General features: G+C 41.0%; 15 protein-coding genes. 9 read left to right on the forward strand and 6 right to left on the reverse strand.

Annotation, left to right across the window (positions count from 1 at the left end; all coding sequences use genetic code 11):
* Positions 1-15: 15 nt before the first annotated feature.
* On the reverse strand, positions 16-1,698 hold the full coding sequence (locus tag AB9K32_RS04970) for an amidohydrolase family protein (RefSeq protein ID WP_369884534.1): 1,683 nt from the start codon (positions 1,696-1,698) through the stop codon (positions 16-18).
* 105 nt (positions 1,699-1,803) lie between these two features.
* A complete protein-coding gene (locus tag AB9K32_RS04975) occupies positions 1,804-2,427 on the reverse strand; it encodes a class I SAM-dependent methyltransferase (RefSeq protein WP_369884553.1) in 624 nt (207 codons plus the stop codon).
* Positions 2,428-2,460: 33 nt separating this feature from the next.
* On the opposite strand from AB9K32_RS04975, the gene AB9K32_RS04980 reads away from it, so the two are divergent.
* Entirely contained in the window at positions 2,461-2,640 is a 180-nt protein-coding gene (locus tag AB9K32_RS04980) for a hypothetical protein (protein WP_369884535.1), read from the forward strand.
* A 201-nt stretch (positions 2,641-2,841) separates the two neighbouring features.
* On the opposite strand, the gene AB9K32_RS04985 is transcribed toward AB9K32_RS04980, so the two are convergent.
* Positions 2,842-3,780: a DUF5694 domain-containing protein gene (locus AB9K32_RS04985; RefSeq protein ID WP_369884536.1), complete on the reverse strand. Its 939-nt coding sequence runs from the start codon at positions 3,778-3,780 to the stop codon at positions 2,842-2,844.
* 255 nt (positions 3,781-4,035) lie between these two features.
* Here AB9K32_RS04985 and AB9K32_RS04990 point away from each other — a divergent pair, with 255 nt between their 5' ends.
* On the forward strand, positions 4,036-4,878 hold the full coding sequence (locus AB9K32_RS04990; RefSeq protein ID WP_293295227.1) for a 1,4-dihydroxy-2-naphthoyl-CoA synthase: 843 nt from the start codon (positions 4,036-4,038) through the stop codon (positions 4,876-4,878).
* A gap of 570 nt (positions 4,879-5,448) precedes the next feature.
* Here the strand turns inward: AB9K32_RS04990 and AB9K32_RS04995 are convergent.
* Positions 5,449-6,783, reverse strand: a complete 1,335-nt coding sequence (locus AB9K32_RS04995) for a serine hydrolase domain-containing protein (protein WP_369884537.1) — start codon at positions 6,781-6,783, stop codon at positions 5,449-5,451.
* 51 nt (positions 6,784-6,834) lie between these two features.
* Between AB9K32_RS04995 and AB9K32_RS05000 the strand changes: the two genes are divergently transcribed.
* The 5 genes from AB9K32_RS05000 to AB9K32_RS05020 all read left to right on the forward strand — a co-directional run bounded on the left by AB9K32_RS05000 (position 6,835) and on the right by AB9K32_RS05020 (position 11,757).
* Positions 6,835-7,707, forward strand: coding sequence for a pirin family protein (locus AB9K32_RS05000; RefSeq protein ID WP_369884538.1), 873 nt, complete (start codon positions 6,835-6,837; stop codon positions 7,705-7,707).
* Positions 7,708-7,776: 69 nt separating this feature from the next.
* Entirely contained in the window at positions 7,777-9,216 is a 1,440-nt protein-coding gene (locus tag AB9K32_RS05005) for an FG-GAP repeat domain-containing protein (RefSeq protein WP_369884539.1), read from the forward strand.
* A gap of 8 nt (positions 9,217-9,224) precedes the next feature.
* A complete protein-coding gene (locus AB9K32_RS05010; protein ID WP_338195170.1) occupies positions 9,225-9,650 on the forward strand; it encodes a 3D domain-containing protein in 426 nt (141 codons plus the stop codon).
* Positions 9,647-10,309, forward strand: a complete 663-nt coding sequence (locus AB9K32_RS05015) for an N-acetylmuramoyl-L-alanine amidase (RefSeq protein WP_252079761.1) — start codon at positions 9,647-9,649, stop codon at positions 10,307-10,309. The genes AB9K32_RS05010 and AB9K32_RS05015 overlap by 4 nt, the downstream gene beginning before the upstream one ends.
* Before the next feature lie 5 nt (positions 10,310-10,314).
* Positions 10,315-11,757, forward strand: coding sequence for a M14 family zinc carboxypeptidase (locus AB9K32_RS05020; RefSeq protein ID WP_369884540.1), 1,443 nt, complete (start codon positions 10,315-10,317; stop codon positions 11,755-11,757).
* A 48-nt stretch (positions 11,758-11,805) separates the two neighbouring features.
* On the opposite strand, the gene AB9K32_RS05025 is transcribed toward AB9K32_RS05020, so the two are convergent.
* Together AB9K32_RS05025 and AB9K32_RS05030 are read right to left on the reverse strand one after the other, a co-directional pair.
* Positions 11,806-12,753, reverse strand: a complete 948-nt coding sequence (locus AB9K32_RS05025; RefSeq protein WP_293295222.1) for a DUF1080 domain-containing protein — start codon at positions 12,751-12,753, stop codon at positions 11,806-11,808.
* 71 nt (positions 12,754-12,824) lie between these two features.
* Positions 12,825-13,907: a VWA domain-containing protein gene (locus tag AB9K32_RS05030; protein ID WP_369884541.1), complete on the reverse strand. Its 1,083-nt coding sequence runs from the start codon at positions 13,905-13,907 to the stop codon at positions 12,825-12,827.
* A 224-nt stretch (positions 13,908-14,131) separates the two neighbouring features.
* Here AB9K32_RS05030 and AB9K32_RS05035 point away from each other — a divergent pair, with 224 nt between their 5' ends.
* Together AB9K32_RS05035 and AB9K32_RS05040 are read left to right on the forward strand one after the other, a co-directional pair.
* Entirely contained in the window at positions 14,132-14,383 is a 252-nt protein-coding gene (locus AB9K32_RS05035; RefSeq protein WP_224836903.1) for a MoaD/ThiS family protein, read from the forward strand.
* Positions 14,346-15,017 carry an NTP transferase domain-containing protein gene (locus AB9K32_RS05040; RefSeq protein ID WP_369884542.1) on the forward strand — a complete coding sequence of 224 codons (672 nt, stop codon included), beginning with the start codon at positions 14,346-14,348 and terminating at the stop codon, positions 15,015-15,017. The genes AB9K32_RS05035 and AB9K32_RS05040 overlap by 38 nt, the downstream gene beginning before the upstream one ends.
* Position 15,018: the final 1 nt, after the last annotated feature.

Below are 15,018 nucleotides of genomic sequence, written 5' to 3' on the forward strand. Positions count from 1 at the left end.
ATAGGTTTGTAAATGTTAGTTCCCGGTATATCCCGGGCCACGAACTACCATTCCTGGCAATTCACCGGTATGTTCACCATCTTTCAGCACTTGGGTGCCATTTACAAACACATGTTTTACACCTTCAGCATATTGATGGGGATCTTCGAATGTGGCTTTATCGTTTATGGTCTCCGGGTCGAACAAAACCACATCGGCATAATTGCCACGTTCAAGACTTCCCCTTTTCTCTATTTTTAAGTTGCTCGCGGGATATTTAGATAATTTATGCACTGCTTCTTCCAAGGGAATCACTTTTTCATCACGTACATATTTACCCAACAATCGGGCTACATTCCCATAGGCCCTGGGATGGGTGCTCGATCTTAAGAACACACCTTCTGTGGCCATTGACCTCGCATCGGAACCAAAGCTCATCCAAGGTAGGGCTATTTGTTTTTTTACATTTTCTTCCGACATTAGAAAATAAATGGTGCTAACGCTACTGCCATCTTCCACCACTAAATCCATTGCGGTCTCCTCGGGTGATGTACCTCTCATTTCTGCAACTTCTTTAAGTGATTTTCCAGTTAAGTATTTTAGGGAATCCGCATTGAACCCGACCAAGAGAATTTTTGAGGGATCTCCCGCAGCCTGCATTAGACTCTCCCATTTGTCCGTAGGTTCGATCATTTCTTGTTTTACCCTTTTTCTTATCTCGGGGTCCTGTAGCCTTTCGGCCCATTTATCATAACCTCCTTCTTGCACCCATGGTGGCATGGAGGCATCCAGTCCTGTAGATCCGGCTATATAATTGTACATATTGGCGGTAATACGCAATCCCGCTGCATTGGCGGAATCCACTTTGGCCACTACCTCATCAAATTTATGCCAGTTATCCTTGCCACTTTGTTTAAGATGATAAATTTCGGCCCTGATACCTGCTTCATCCGCTATTCGAATCAATTCATCCAAACTTTCCAACAAACGTGGTCCTTCGCTTCGCATATGGCTAATGTACATACCATCATATTCTGCAGCTACTTTGGAGAGTTCTATCAATTCTTCGGTACTGGAATAAAAGGCTGGGGCATAGATCAATGAAGTGCCAACACCCAAAGCACCTTCTTCCATGGCTTGCCCGACCATAAGTTTCATATTATCAAGTTCTTGCGGGGCAGGGGCACGGTCCTCATATCCCACGGTATGAATTCGCAAAGTAGTTGCCCCGACAAAGGAGGCCACGTTAGGCGATACCCCTTTGTTTGTCAAAAATTCCAAATACTCGCCCAAGGTGTTCCATTCAATGTCATATTTAATGTCGCCTTGTTTTTCCTCTTCTTGTTTCTTCATGGATTCGGAAAGTGGTCCCATAGACCAACCTTCTCCAAATATTTCCAAGGTCACGCCTTGCTTAATTCCTCCCATGGACCGTCCATCCTCAATCAATGTTTCGCCTGCCCAGCTCAGCATATTTATAAAACCTGGGGCAACGGCCAGTCCTGTTGCATCGATTTCCTGAGTTCCTTTGGCAGAGCTTAAATTACCTATTGCGGCAATGGTGTCGGCGTTAATTCCAAGGTCACCAACATAAGATGGCTTACCTGAACCGTCGACTATATGACCGTTCTTAATTAAAACATCAAAGTTTTGAGGCTGCGAACATTGGGTGAAGAGAAAAATAAGCGGTAAAAATGTAAAATACTTGAGGTTTTTCATGGTTTGGTGGATTAATAAGCTAACCAAGTTATGCTATTTTAGACCGCAAACCAAAACAGATGGCTTGTTTAAAGATGTAGTTGAAAGAGACATGCATTTCAGAGATTATCGCTTTCTACCCAAAAAACGTATCACGGAACCTGTGCCGACATGGCTGTCACCCTCGTTAAGTTCGATTGTTGTTTTTTTAAGTTCCAAAATTTCATAATCCTGAAAATCGGATGTCAACTCTTCCAGTGAAAATAAGGAATCCAAGTCCATTGGTCCGCCTACGTGAGGGTTTTTATTTCTGAATTTTAGGTGGTCCTTGCTAAAGGCTTCAAAAATGATTGTTCCTCCTTTTTTTAGATATTTGTGCAATAATCTGTGGTAATTGGAACGGATATTGGGCGGGAAGTGTGCATATATCAACGCTATGGCATCAAATTGTTCCGGTTTATAGTCCAATACTTCCAATTCTCCAATTTTATAGTCAATGGAAACTTGCTTTTGTTCAGCCAGTTGGGTCGCTTTTTGTTTTCCTGCCTCACTTATATCAAAAGCGGAAACATCCCAGCCCAATTGTGCAGCATACACAGCATTGCGGCCTTCTCCCTCGGCAGGGAAAAGTATGGTTCCTGTATTAAGTTGATCTAGTTTATTTTTAAGGTATAGGTTTGGTTCTGTTCCATAGGCATAGCTTTTTTTGCTATAGCGTGAATTCCATTTATTAAGCCATTGGTTTTCCATAAGTAATTTTATCATGGATCAATAAAATTACTTATGGAAAACCAAAATAAAAAATCAAAAAAACGGGTGTTCTGGGCATTGATCGGGCTTGCCTTGATAGTGGGTTTTATCGTCTACGGAATATTGAAGGATCAATTGGATCTAAAATTCTTGGTGTTCTTCTCAGGTGCGCCTTTTCTTTTGTTTATTACAGGGGTTTTTGGTGTACTATAGCCAAAAATCAAACCCGAGGGGAACGAAGTTTAAATAAGTCATGCGCTTACAATAGGACTACTTTTTATTGTAATGTTCTTTATCCATGTATGGATATTACTGCCTTTAATTTGTCCAAGATTTGCAGAGTGTCTGTCGATGTAGATGGGTTTTTCAACTCTAATAACATGGTTTCAGTATAACTAAGTTGATTATTCTATTTTATAACTCATCGAACAAAATCACTTTAATATCCGGAAACTGCTCATTTAACTCCTTTTTTAATCCAACAATGTGAGCCGCACCAACAAAAAGTATACTTTTTCGAAAATTGTGTTCTTTTATCTGACTGCCCAAGTTATTGGCAAAACGTTTATTTCTTTGGTTGAAATAATCTATTGCCTTTTTGCAGTTACAATTCTGCTGGTCTGCATATTTAAGGCCACTTAAACTATCGAGTAATTGTAAATGCTTCCATTTGTTGTTGACTCTTCCATATCTACCTACAATGGAGGGGAAAATTTCACGAGACACCAATTTCACGCCTATTCTTTTGCCCCGTTTTTCAAACCTGGTTCCCATAATTTCCTCCTCACATTTTTTCCAGTATTTATGAAATTCGCCATTAGTTTGCTGATCATCGGCAGCATAAACTTTTTTATGGTTTAATTTAAGTGCTAGTTTTCTGGTTAGTTCAGTATTTTCATGTCTCATTGATTTTTTATGACCGTTAGGGTAGTACTTTTCGAGATAATCATAATAGTAATAATTGGGAGAGTCAAGGTTATATAGAAAGTATTGCTTGATTTTCCTGAAATCCATATCGGATAATTCCCCAAAATCTTTTGAAATAAGAAAATTCAAGGAGTCCTTGTCGTAGTTGAAAGTTTCTCTTAATTTTCGGGAAGCACTAAAAAACTTTTGATGGTTCTTACTATATCCCTTTTGTAAATAGGCCCAGCTTAAGGAATCATTGGGCATTACTGTCTCCACAAATATAGCTTCGGGGCCGAATTGGTAGGCTTCTTTAAAGAGGGGCCTGTAACTGTTCTTTACAATTTTTGGCACCACGTGCATAGTGCCCACCAAAACTATTTCTTGCTCTTGGGCATAGACGTTGAAAAAATTGAACAGTACTATAAAAAGTATTATATGTTTCATTTTATAATGAGGTAAAATAAACCGAAGAGTAAAAAACATGAACATTGCACAAAAAATCCAAAAGAAATAAGATTTCATGATTATTGTTTGTGAATTTCGAGGATTTCTAAGAAAAATCAAAAAGAAAAAAATTGTGTTATCTACATTTTTATCAACGCTAAAGTATTGTTTATGTTCACTTTTCGACTACCCAAATCACATCAATGGCCATAAGCTATATTTTCCGTTATTTTGTGATACATAAAAAATACCACTATGGAATCACCCAACTGGCAGACCGCCATGGAATTTGATGATATCACCTATAAAAAAAGTAACGGGGTTGCACGTATCGCTTTCAACCGTCCTGATGTTCGGAACGCCTTCCGCCCTAAAACCACGAGCGAGCTCTACAGGGCTTTTTACGATGCACAGGAAGATACCTCAATCGGTGTGGTATTGCTTTCTGGCGAAGGACCCTCCTCCAAAGATGGTAAATGGGCCTTTTGCAGCGGTGGGGACCAAAAGGCCAGGGGACACAAAGGTTATGTGGGCGAAGATGGTTATCATCGTTTAAATATTTTGGAAGTACAGCGCCTAATTCGGTTCATGCCCAAAGTGGTAATTGCCGTTGTGCCCGGTTGGGCCGTTGGCGGTGGACATAGCCTGCATGTAGTATGTGATATGACCTTGGCCAGTAAGGAGCATGCCATTTTTAAGCAAACGGATGCCGATGTGACCAGTTTTGATGGCGGCTATGGTTCTGCTTATCTGGCAAAAATGGTCGGACAAAAAAAGGCTCGCGAAATTTTCTTTTTAGGTAGAAATTATTCAGCACAAGAAGCCTATGAAATGGGCATGGTGAATGCTGTGGTTCCCCACGAGGAACTCGAAGATACAGCCTACCAATGGGCTCAGGAAATCCTGGCAAAATCACCAACATCCATAAAAATGCTAAAATTTGCCATGAACCTTACCGATGACGGTATGGTAGGACAACAAGTTTTTGCCGGTGAAGCTACTCGATTGGCCTATATGACCGATGAAGCTATAGAGGGAAGAAATGCGTTTTTGGAAAAACGTAAGCCAGATTTTGGTAAGGACAAGTGGATTCCGTAAACCATTCTGTTGTTCAGACAGAAACATAATTTAAGGATTTCCATAAATTGAAAAGAGCCCTGCCGCTAGGTCAGGACTCTTTTACGAGAACACTATATGAAAATGAAAAAATTACTTTCGTTTTTTATTACATAGTAAAAGTACCGCCAAAGTTTTTGTGGGCGAAATTATTGTTGTGAAGCCAGGTCTGGCTGTTGTCATTCTATGGATTTTGTAATTATAGGTCGATGAAACCTATACTTTCATACGCTGGAAAAAGGGGAAGATGGGGCAGATGTTCCAAAAAGTATATTGTAAATCTCTTTTTTAAATCACTGCAGAAGTTTACTCAATGGAGGTAAGCTTCAAAATGTATTCCTGACCAAACAATATTTTGGTTAGGGTATAAATTGAAAAGAGCCCTGCCGCTAGGTCAGGACTCTTTTACGAGAACACTATATGAAAATGAAAAAATTACTTTCGTTTTTTATTACATGGTAAATGTACCACTAGAGTTCTCGTAAGCGAAATTATTGTTGTGAAGTATCAAAATATTGTGGTCATAGCTTAAGATCAATATATCTCATCGATTTACGGTAACGCTTTTACGATGTTCGACAGCACCCCGTTTACATCAAAATGGGGCTCTTCGGCCAAACCGGTCCTTACAACGACCAGATCCTTGGAAGGAATCATAAATACATATTGGCCTTCGAAACCATTGCACGAAAAAAGGTCTTTTGGAACATCGGGATATTTACCATCGGCATTCAACCAAAAATGAGCGCCATAGGTTCCATTGGAATGGGCAGTTGGTGTGGTTATATAATCTACCCATGTTGAATCGAACAATTGTTCACCGTTCCAATTTCCTTTGTTTAAATACAATTGGCCAAATCGGGCCCAATCACGTGTGTTGGCCCATGCATAGGAAGACCCCACATAATTTCCAGCGATATCGGCCTCCATAACCATGGAGTACATACCGATCTTATCTATTAAGGATGCATAAGGAAAATCCAAATATTCTTGGTGGCTTCTAAACTGTTGTCTTAATATTCCGGACAAAAGGTTGGTAGTTCCCGAAGAGTAGTTCCAAATTTCCGTAGGTTCGGCGATTGCTTCCTTATTTTTTTGTGCCACCGTCATATCACTATCCAAAAAAAGCATACGGGTCACATCCGAAATACCTGTATAATCTTCTTCCCAAGCCAATCCGCTCTGCATACGGAGCAAATGATCCAGGGTAATGTTCTTTCGCTCATCATCTTTCCATTCCACTATGGGAGCAGGCCAATCCATTTCCAATTTTCCTTGATGTTCCAATATTCCATAATACGTAGCAAGCACGCTTTTGGTCATGGACCAACCTAAAATTGGGGTGTCCTTATCAAATCCATCAATATATTTTTCTGCCAACAAATGCCCTTTGTACAGTATGAGCAGGGTCCTGGTTTTTTGAGTTTCCGGCTCGGCAAATGCCATCGCAACAGCTTTATTGATCAAATCCATGTCCACCTCGGAAAAAATGGTGTCCACAGGTTCGGCCTGGCCAAAAGGATAAGGTAAAGTATCGATGGGTTGGTTCCTACGTGGCCTGATCTTCAATGCTTCTGGATCGTAATCATCGTTTATTAAAACAGCACCCAATCCATCTCGGTACACCGCTTTACGCTCCATTAGGCCGTAAACAGTGGACGCAGCGGAAGATTCTGTCTTATTGACCTTGGTGGATGCCAATTCTATTAACGGCGCACTGTTATCGTATTGGTTCATACTGGCGGCAGAACGATGCGCCACATAAACACCAGAGGCCATATTTTTGGCTGCATAACCGGAAATAATGTTCAATTTGGGATAATTAAGATATATGACCACTCCAATTACGATAAGGAGGAGTAACAGAACGCGCTTAAGTAGTTTCATTATAAAAGGATGTATTTGTAACTTTCTGCAACCAAATATAAACAATTAAACATGTCGAACATTGGATTGATCATAGAAGAAAGGAGCCGTGATATAGGTGATTTTTTAGTGGGCAGGTTGATACCCTTTCGCAAAAAACGCATGATCGGCCCTTTTATATTTATAGATCACATGGGACCTACCAAATTGGGGCCAAATAAATATATGGATGTGGACCAGCATCCCCATACGGGACTTTCTACTTTGACTTTTATGCTGGAAGGCGAAATAATGCACGAGGACAGCCTTGGGACCAAACAAAGAATAAAACCGGGCTCAGTAAATTGGATGACGGCAGGGAAGGGGGTAACCCATACAGAAAGAACCCCGAAAGATCTAAGGAATGGTAATACATTTGTGGCACATGGCTATCAAATATGGGTAGCTTTGCCCAAAGAGCTGGAAGATATGGCGCCAGAGTTTCATCATATAGAAGAAAAAGATATTCCCAGATGGACAGACGAAAGTGCCGAATTTAAATTGGTGGCGGGACAAGGATATGGAAAAGAATCCCCTGTTCCCGTGCATTCCAACTTGTTTATGGTAGAGGTCAAGAACACAGAAGCCTATACTCTAAATGTAAACAGGAATTTGAGCGGCGAAATAGGTGTCTGTATCGTAAAGGGAAGTATTGAAGCCTGTGGTGAAACCGTAGGGGAGGGCAATATTTTAGTGTCCAAGGTGGAGGATACCTGTAACATAAAACTACAGCCCAATACACATTTATTGTTATTTGGTGGCGAACCTTTTCCAGAGGAACACTATATTTATTGGAATTTTGTTGCATCCAGTCAAGAAAAGCTGGATCAGGCCAAAAAAGCATGGAGCGATAAAAATTTTCCGATGATGAAAAATGATAGTTCTTACGTACCCTTACCAGGGTAAGAAAACATAAACCAACCAATGCCATATCAACCGAAAAGTACCCCCACATGCGTTTTACTTGCTATTGTTTTGACGTTAGTTTCGTGCAGTAACAAACAACCACAACAAACTGAAGAAGTACAACTGTACAACAAGTATTGCGCTAGTTGCCATGTTGCCCCTAAAATTAATGAACTTACCAAAGAAATCTGGGAAACCTCAGTTTTGCCGGCTATGGTAAATCGTATGGATGTAGAAGGTATGTACCAGGATCCGAACGAGGTAATTAAAGGCTATAGGCCAAAAATTACACTAAAGGATTGGGCCAAACTGGAAAATTATATAATTTCCAACGCGCCCAAACTTTTTAAACCAATAAATGTTCCGCAAGCGGACACCCTAACACAATTTGCCTATAAGCCTTTTGCTTTGGATGATAAAAATGGTGCCATGATCACCTACTTGGAGTTTGCGAACCAAGAGAGCACACTATTTTATGGAGATCTTACAGGAAAGTTAAGCTCATTCGACTATTTACAGGAAAAGAGTCTTCATATTTTTCAAGGTAATACCCCAATTACGTGGTACAGCAAAAAAGATTCAATAGAATGGATCAGCGAAGTGGGCATTCTAGGTCCATCAGAACTGGAAAAAGGGAAACTCACCCGTAAGATAGGAAATGATACCCTTGCACTGGAAAACCCTTTTCATAGGCCGGTGCATACACTGCTGGAAGATTTTGACGGAGATGGTAAAAATGAAATAGTGGTGAGCGAATTTGGTAACCAATCCGGCAGATTATCATTATTGACAGAGAATGATCAAGGTACTTTCACTAAAAAAGTCTTGCTCAATCTCCCTGGAGCCATAAGAACGGTGGCGCGGGACATGGACAATGATGGTAAAAAGGACATTGTTGCCTTAATAACACAGAGCAACGAGAGTATAACCATCTTTTATCAAAAAGAAGATTTGGAATTTGAACCCATGAAAGTAATCGAATTCAGTCCTGTTTTTGGAACAAGCTGGTTTGAACTGGTCGATTATAATGGTGATGGGTTGGACGATATTATTACGGTACAAGGAGACAATGCCGATGTATCCTATATCAACAAGCCCTACCATGGCATGCGAATCCATTTAAATCAGGGAAACGACCATTTTAAGGAATCTTACTTTTATCCCATGTACGGGGCAACTAGGGTAGTTGCTCGGGACTTTGATCAAGATGGTGATTTGGATTTTGGATTGGTGAGCACCTTTCCCAACTACCAGGAATTTCCCGAACGTACCTTTGTATATTTGGAAAACATAAACCCCGAAAGCTATACCTTTAATACCAATATTTTGGAAGATCCCGTTATGGCACGCTGGTTTTTAATGGATGCTGCGGATATCGATAACGATGGGGATGAGGATATTGTACTGAGTTCGTTGACCTTGGGCTTTACACCGGTACCCAAAGTTCTATCCGATCGCTGGACCAATAGTAACGTCGACATAACCGTTTTGGAAAATTTGTTGCATTGAAAATCCCGATGATCATAGTAGTTTTGATCCTGTTGGGTTGTACACAGAAAAAAGTGGGCCCGCAGAGTAAACTTGCGCCAAAATACGAATGGTACGGTCACGAGGTCATAGCTTCGGCATACAATTCGGTGTTCTGGCAAACAGACAGCATTAGTCCGTCCGTTGCCGCCTGGGGAGACACCCTAAAACCGGGAATGAAATCCATTGCAGTATCCAGGGACCTCATAAAAATGGGACTAAGGCACAACACCATGGTGAAAATAGATACCTTTCCGGATACATTTCTGGTAAAAGATAAAATGCACTGGAGATGGAAAAACCGTATAGACCTATATATGGGCAAAAACATAAAAAAAGCAAGGGAATGGGGCAAAAAGAAATTGATGATTTGCTACGCAGTTCCCTTGGATACAATTATAAATACAATTGAATGAGAAAAACAAGTCTGATTGCCCTAATGGCAATAGCCTTAGGAGGATGCTCCGTAAAAAAGGAAATCGTGGATATCCCTATTATTTTTGATGATCAACGGATCGAACTGACAAAAGAATATCTGCTGACCCGATATGAGTTGGATCAAAAAACACCAGAAATTACGCCAAAAATGGTGGTGTTGCACTGGACGGCCATACCATCGTTGGCAAAATCCTTTACCGCTTTTAACCGTCCCACACTGCCCAATTGGCGTCCAGATCTGGAAAATGTGAGCGGGCTTAACGTTTCTGCCCATTTTTTGGTAGATCAAGATGGCACTATTTATCGCTTAATGCCAGAAACAACCATGGCACGTCACGTAATCGGGTTAAACCATTGTGCCATTGGTATAGAGAATGTTGGTGGTACCACAGATATGCCCATGACCAAACAACAACTGAAGGCCAATATATTTTTGGTGGAATATTTGGCTTCCAAATATGACATTGACTATGTAATAGGACATCAAGAGTACACCAATTTCGAAGACCACCCACTCTGGTTGGAAGTAGATGATGGGTATAGGACCGTAAAAAACGACCCTGGAATGGATTTCGTAGAAAAGGTAAGAAACGCCACCAAAAAATTTAATTTTAAACCTGTTCCAACAAAAAAATAATCCATATGAAACAGTTATTGTCGCTATTAACCATCTTGTTGGCCGTTTGTGTACACGCACAAGACGAACTGACTTCCCAATTGTACAAAACATACGACACATACAAGGAAACCAGTATTGGCAAAAGAAGAATTAAACATGCCGATATACAGCCATTAATTCAGAAAACGGCGGCCAATCCCAAGTTCAAGGTCCAAAAAGTTGGAGAGTCCATACAAGGAAGAGACTTAAACTTGATCAGTATTGGTTCCGGGGACATCAATATTTTTTTGTGGTCGCAAATGCACGGAGACGAGCCCACGGCAACGCAGGCAATTTTTGATATCATCAATTTTTTGGATGCGCCTGAATTCAAGACCGAGAAAGAAGAAATACTCTCCAAGTTAAAATTGCATTTTTTACCGATGCTTAATCCCGATGGGGCGGAGGTATATACCAGAAGGAATGCATTGGGAATCGACATCAACCGGGATGCTTTGCGATTACAGTCCCCCGAGGGTCGGACCTTAAAAAGAATCCGTGACAGTTTGGACGCCGATTTTGGATTTAATCTGCACGATCAAAGTACGTACTACAATGCCGAACGCACAGAAAAACCAGCCACTATTTCGTACTTGGCAACTGCTTATAACTACGAAAAGGATATCAACGAACTACGCGCCAATGCGATGAAGGTAATCGTATACATGGACAAGATCATCCAAAACTATGCGCCGGGGCAGGTTGGGCGCTATAGCGACGATTTTGAACCCCGTGCATTTGGCGACAATATTGCAAAATGGGGTACAAGCTTAATTTTAATCGAATCCGGAGGCTATACCAACGATCCCGAAAAGCAAGAAATTAGAAAACTAAATTATGTATCAATTCTTTCTGCTTTGTACACTATTGCCAAAGGGACATATAAGGACATCCCTATTGAAGATTACGAAAAAATACCACGTAACGACCGTAAGCTTTTCGATTTAAAGATTGAAAACGTGACCTACGAACTATTGGGAAATGATTACACCCTCGATTTAGGAATTTTTAACCACGAAATCGATTTGGAAGACCATGAGCAATTTTATTATCGAGGTTCGGTCGGTGATCAAGGCGACCTTTCCACCTTTTATGGGTACAAGACCTTTGATGCCAAAGGGTACAAAATTGTGCCGCCTAAAGTGGCTAAGGTAGATCGTATTACCAACGCCATGGATCTGTTAAAAAATGGAGTGGCTTATGTAAAAACCGAAATACCGGAAAAAAGCAGATTTGTTCATTTACCTTTAATGCTGGTCCATGAGGAGTTTGAAATGAAGGATTTTAGTATTCGACCCGGCATTAATCCAACTTTCTTTTTAAAGAAAGACGGAATATTGACACATGCAGTAATCAACGGATTCTTAATTGACCTATCCCAACCCTTGGATGGCCAAAATACAGGAAACGGATTGATTTTTCGCTAAACAAGAATCATAAAAAATAACCCCTGCGTGTTGACAGGGGTTATTTTTTTATTTTTTCAATGGGGTCACTTCAAAACTTCGGTACTCAATAGGTCCATGATCTCCTTGGATCATAAAAGGGCCCGGTTCTCCTTCTTTACTGTCCAAAGCACCTCCCGTTATACCGGGAATGGTAGCATCGGAAATTACCGTTTTCCCATTCAATACCACGGTAACACGTCTTCCGATCAAGGTAATGTCATAAGTTTGCCATTCTCCTGCGGGTTTGGAAGCATTCTCATTGGGCTCCAAAAATCCATATACACCACCTAAATAGATGTCGGAAGGCTCCAAGCCTTGGCTGTCCACTATCTGTACCTCATACCGACCACGCAAATAGATTCCACTATTGCTTCCTTCGGGATACCTAAACTCTACATGTAGTTTAAAATCTTGAAATTTTTCATCCGTTATCAAATTTGATCCAGACTCTGGGCTGGTCAAAATACCATCCTTGACCTGCCATTGGTTCTTTTCTCCATCAATATGCCAGCCCGATAGGTCCTTGCCGTTAAAAACACTTATGGTTTTACCCCATTTAGGGTTTTCGATATATGTCAATTTTGGGGCTTTTACCCCGGTCCAATCAATAATAGATCCATCAGTATAGATCAGGGTGCCTTTTAGTTTATCGTTTTCCAGCACTCCATGAAAAATCATGTCGCTGCCTTTAGGCTCCCATTGGTTGGGAATACTAAAGGTAAACTTGTTGTCACCATATGTTTCTACTTCGGAAATGGGCCTGGCGCTACCAAAGGCAAATACAAAACGGCCGATCAACGTAGCATGGCCCGAATGTCTGATCTCCAACCAGGAAGGCGCGGTCTTGTCCATAAAATCCATTTCCAAGTCCCATCTGCCTTCCAACGGGCTTATATTTTGGGAATACATACTTGTTGTACAGGCGAGCAGAAAGCTACAAATAAAGGTGTAAATAGTTCTCTTTTGGGTCATCATATGTTTGTTGAGTTTTATTGCTGACCCAAGATACGTATAATCCAAAAAATGTTTCTGCTTTTATGTTCGGTCTACTCGCAGCCACCGGTAAATCCGTTGGCGCTAAATTTGGTCTGCACTGCCCCTTGAAGACTATTGTGGGTAAGCTGGATCACCAAGTTGCTTTCGCCGCTTCCATCTCTCTTTGGTGTGCAATATTCGAACAAATAAAAACTATTCGCCTGTTCGGCAACTCTTTGGGAAATATCGTTAAAGGTATTTTCCAGCTCTTGGGAATTGCTCGCAAAAACACTGGCCGTTTTTCCAATTTCCGTAAGGACTTCGGTATCGATTTCCGCACCGAGTCCTATTGTAAAAAATGAAATATTCCTATCGGCATCGTTTACAGCTCGCAAGGCATCCGATTCGCTATAACGGGATGCTTGATCGGTTCCATCGGTAAACAATACCACGGAAGCTGCGCCGATCACATCGGAATTTTCGGTAAGCAGATCTTCCGCTATTTCGGTGGATTTTATCACTGCTCCATAAAGATCAGTGGACGGGTCGTTACTGATATCGGTGGTAATACCCTCAATAGAAGCGGTCAATTCGGTCGCAGAAGATGATAATGGGTTCAATAAATGAAGTTCGTCCTCACCATCAAACCAATATATGGCCATTTTAAACGAATCGGTAGCAGGACTCGGCATTACATTATTGATAAAGCTTGTCGATGCTGCCTTTAATTCATCCAAACTACTTTGTAGAACACTATTGCTCAGGTCCAAGACCAGAACAGTGTTGTTGTTGAATACTTGGGAGTTGGGGGATATACGTGCAAAAGATTCCGATGACGAAATGGAATTGAAACAATCATCGTTCCTGCCTTGCTCATAAATGGCAAACTGTTCGGCGCTCAGTCCAGAAATGGGATTGCCCAAAAGATCGGATACTTTAAAAAGTATGGAAACTTTTCCGGGCAGGGTAGTAAACTCATCCTGAATGGACAATAGAAGATCGTTCTCTTCAAAACCAAGGCAGTCGTCCGGTTTTTCGCCAAGGCCCAATTCCCTGTCGTTGATGTTGAAACTAACATCGTCGTCCGCATTGCCACAAGAAAAAAGGATTAGGCTAAACGCCAAAATAAAGCTGAGCTGAAGTATATTTTTCATTTTCAAATTAGTTAAGGTCCTTTCTGCACAACGTTGAAATCGATTGAAAAGTATCTGGATTTCGTGGAATTGAATTAAAGAAAAGTTAAAAGAATACCGGGGCTGTTAAAATGATTCAGATCCAGTTAATTTTTAATATTTTCACGTCCGTTGCAAAGCAACACAAACCTACCAACCTACCTGACCAAAATCAAAAGAACACTAACACTATTAGGTTGAACTGTATGACCATATTATTATTCGGGGCTACCAAAGATATTGTAGGAACCCCATCTTTATCTGTACCAACGGCAAGCCTCTCCGGAAAAAAAATCCCAAATACGGTAGGCGAGCTCAAGAAGTTTTTGGAAAGTCGTTATCCTGAACTCAAAAAAATTGCTAGGGTAACCGTGGCCGTCAACCAGAATTTTGCCAAAGATCATGAGAGAATCAATTCTTATGACGAAATTGCACTTATTCCATCACCAGAGGAGTAGTGGAAGCTTTCATATTAAAAAGAACAGTTTGAACAATGTGGTCCAAAAACCTGCCCATCTTTACGGCCTTGTACTTTCTGGCGGCAAGAGCGAGCGCATGGGCAAGGACAAAGGTTTAATAAAATACCATAAGGTTCCACAGCGCGAACATTTGTACCGTTTATTGGACCAATTATGTGAGATGACTTTTTTGAGCGTACGCCCATCCCAATATTCAAATATTCCAAAAGGAGCAAGGGCCATAGTGGATCAAAATCGGTACAACGGACCATTCAATGGGATTATGAGTGCACACAACACCCATATAAACGCAGCTTGGTTGGTCTTGGCCTGTGATCTGCCTTTTATGGACTTGGCAACACTGCAACAATTAATAAACGCAAGAGACCCAAAAAAATCGGCAACCGCATTCCTTGGTCCAAAAACAGAAAAGGCCGAACCATTGGCCTGTATTTGGGAGCCTGGGGGATTGGAAAAAGCGGTACACTTTTTAAAAAAGGCTGAACAATCTGGCCCCAGAAAGTTTTTAATGGATTCCGAAATTACATTGGTAACACCAAAAAACGAACAGGCGTTGTTCAATGCAAATACGGATTTAGATTATACGTATGCTAAAGATATGTTGAGAGGGTAGT

Source organism: Allomuricauda sp. XS_ASV26 (assembly GCF_041224615.1).
GTDB lineage: Bacteria > Bacteroidota > Bacteroidia > Flavobacteriales > Flavobacteriaceae > Flagellimonas > Flagellimonas alginolytica.

What these genes read in the sequence shown, in the direction of transcription:
- AB9K32_RS04970 (WP_369884534.1), bottom strand. Translation starts at nt 1,698, where the DNA reads ATGAAAAACCTCAAGTATTTTACATTTTTACCGCTTATTTTTCTCTTC.
- AB9K32_RS04975 (WP_369884553.1), bottom strand. Translation starts at nt 2,427, where the DNA reads ATGGAAAACCAATGGCTTAATAAATGGAATTCACGCTATAGCAAAAAA.
- AB9K32_RS04980 (WP_369884535.1), top strand. Translation starts at nt 2,461, where the DNA reads ATGGAAAACCAAAATAAAAAATCAAAAAAACGGGTGTTCTGGGCATTG.
- AB9K32_RS04985 (WP_369884536.1), bottom strand. Translation starts at nt 3,780, where the DNA reads ATGAAACATATAATACTTTTTATAGTACTGTTCAATTTTTTCAACGTC.
- AB9K32_RS04990 (WP_293295227.1), top strand. Translation starts at nt 4,036, where the DNA reads ATGGAATCACCCAACTGGCAGACCGCCATGGAATTTGATGATATCACC.
- AB9K32_RS04995 (WP_369884537.1), bottom strand. Translation starts at nt 6,783, where the DNA reads ATGAAACTACTTAAGCGCGTTCTGTTACTCCTCCTTATCGTAATTGGA.
- AB9K32_RS05000 (WP_369884538.1), top strand. Translation starts at nt 6,835, where the DNA reads ATGTCGAACATTGGATTGATCATAGAAGAAAGGAGCCGTGATATAGGT.
- AB9K32_RS05010 (WP_338195170.1), top strand. Translation starts at nt 9,225, where the DNA reads ATGATCATAGTAGTTTTGATCCTGTTGGGTTGTACACAGAAAAAAGTG.
- AB9K32_RS05015 (WP_252079761.1), top strand. Translation starts at nt 9,647, where the DNA reads ATGAGAAAAACAAGTCTGATTGCCCTAATGGCAATAGCCTTAGGAGGA.
- AB9K32_RS05020 (WP_369884540.1), top strand. Translation starts at nt 10,315, where the DNA reads ATGAAACAGTTATTGTCGCTATTAACCATCTTGTTGGCCGTTTGTGTA.
- AB9K32_RS05025 (WP_293295222.1), bottom strand. Translation starts at nt 12,753, where the DNA reads ATGATGACCCAAAAGAGAACTATTTACACCTTTATTTGTAGCTTTCTG.
- AB9K32_RS05030 (WP_369884541.1), bottom strand. Translation starts at nt 13,907, where the DNA reads ATGAAAAATATACTTCAGCTCAGCTTTATTTTGGCGTTTAGCCTAATC.
- AB9K32_RS05035 (WP_224836903.1), top strand. Translation starts at nt 14,132, where the DNA reads ATGACCATATTATTATTCGGGGCTACCAAAGATATTGTAGGAACCCCA.
- AB9K32_RS05040 (WP_369884542.1), top strand. Translation starts at nt 14,346, where the DNA reads ATGACGAAATTGCACTTATTCCATCACCAGAGGAGTAGTGGAAGCTTT.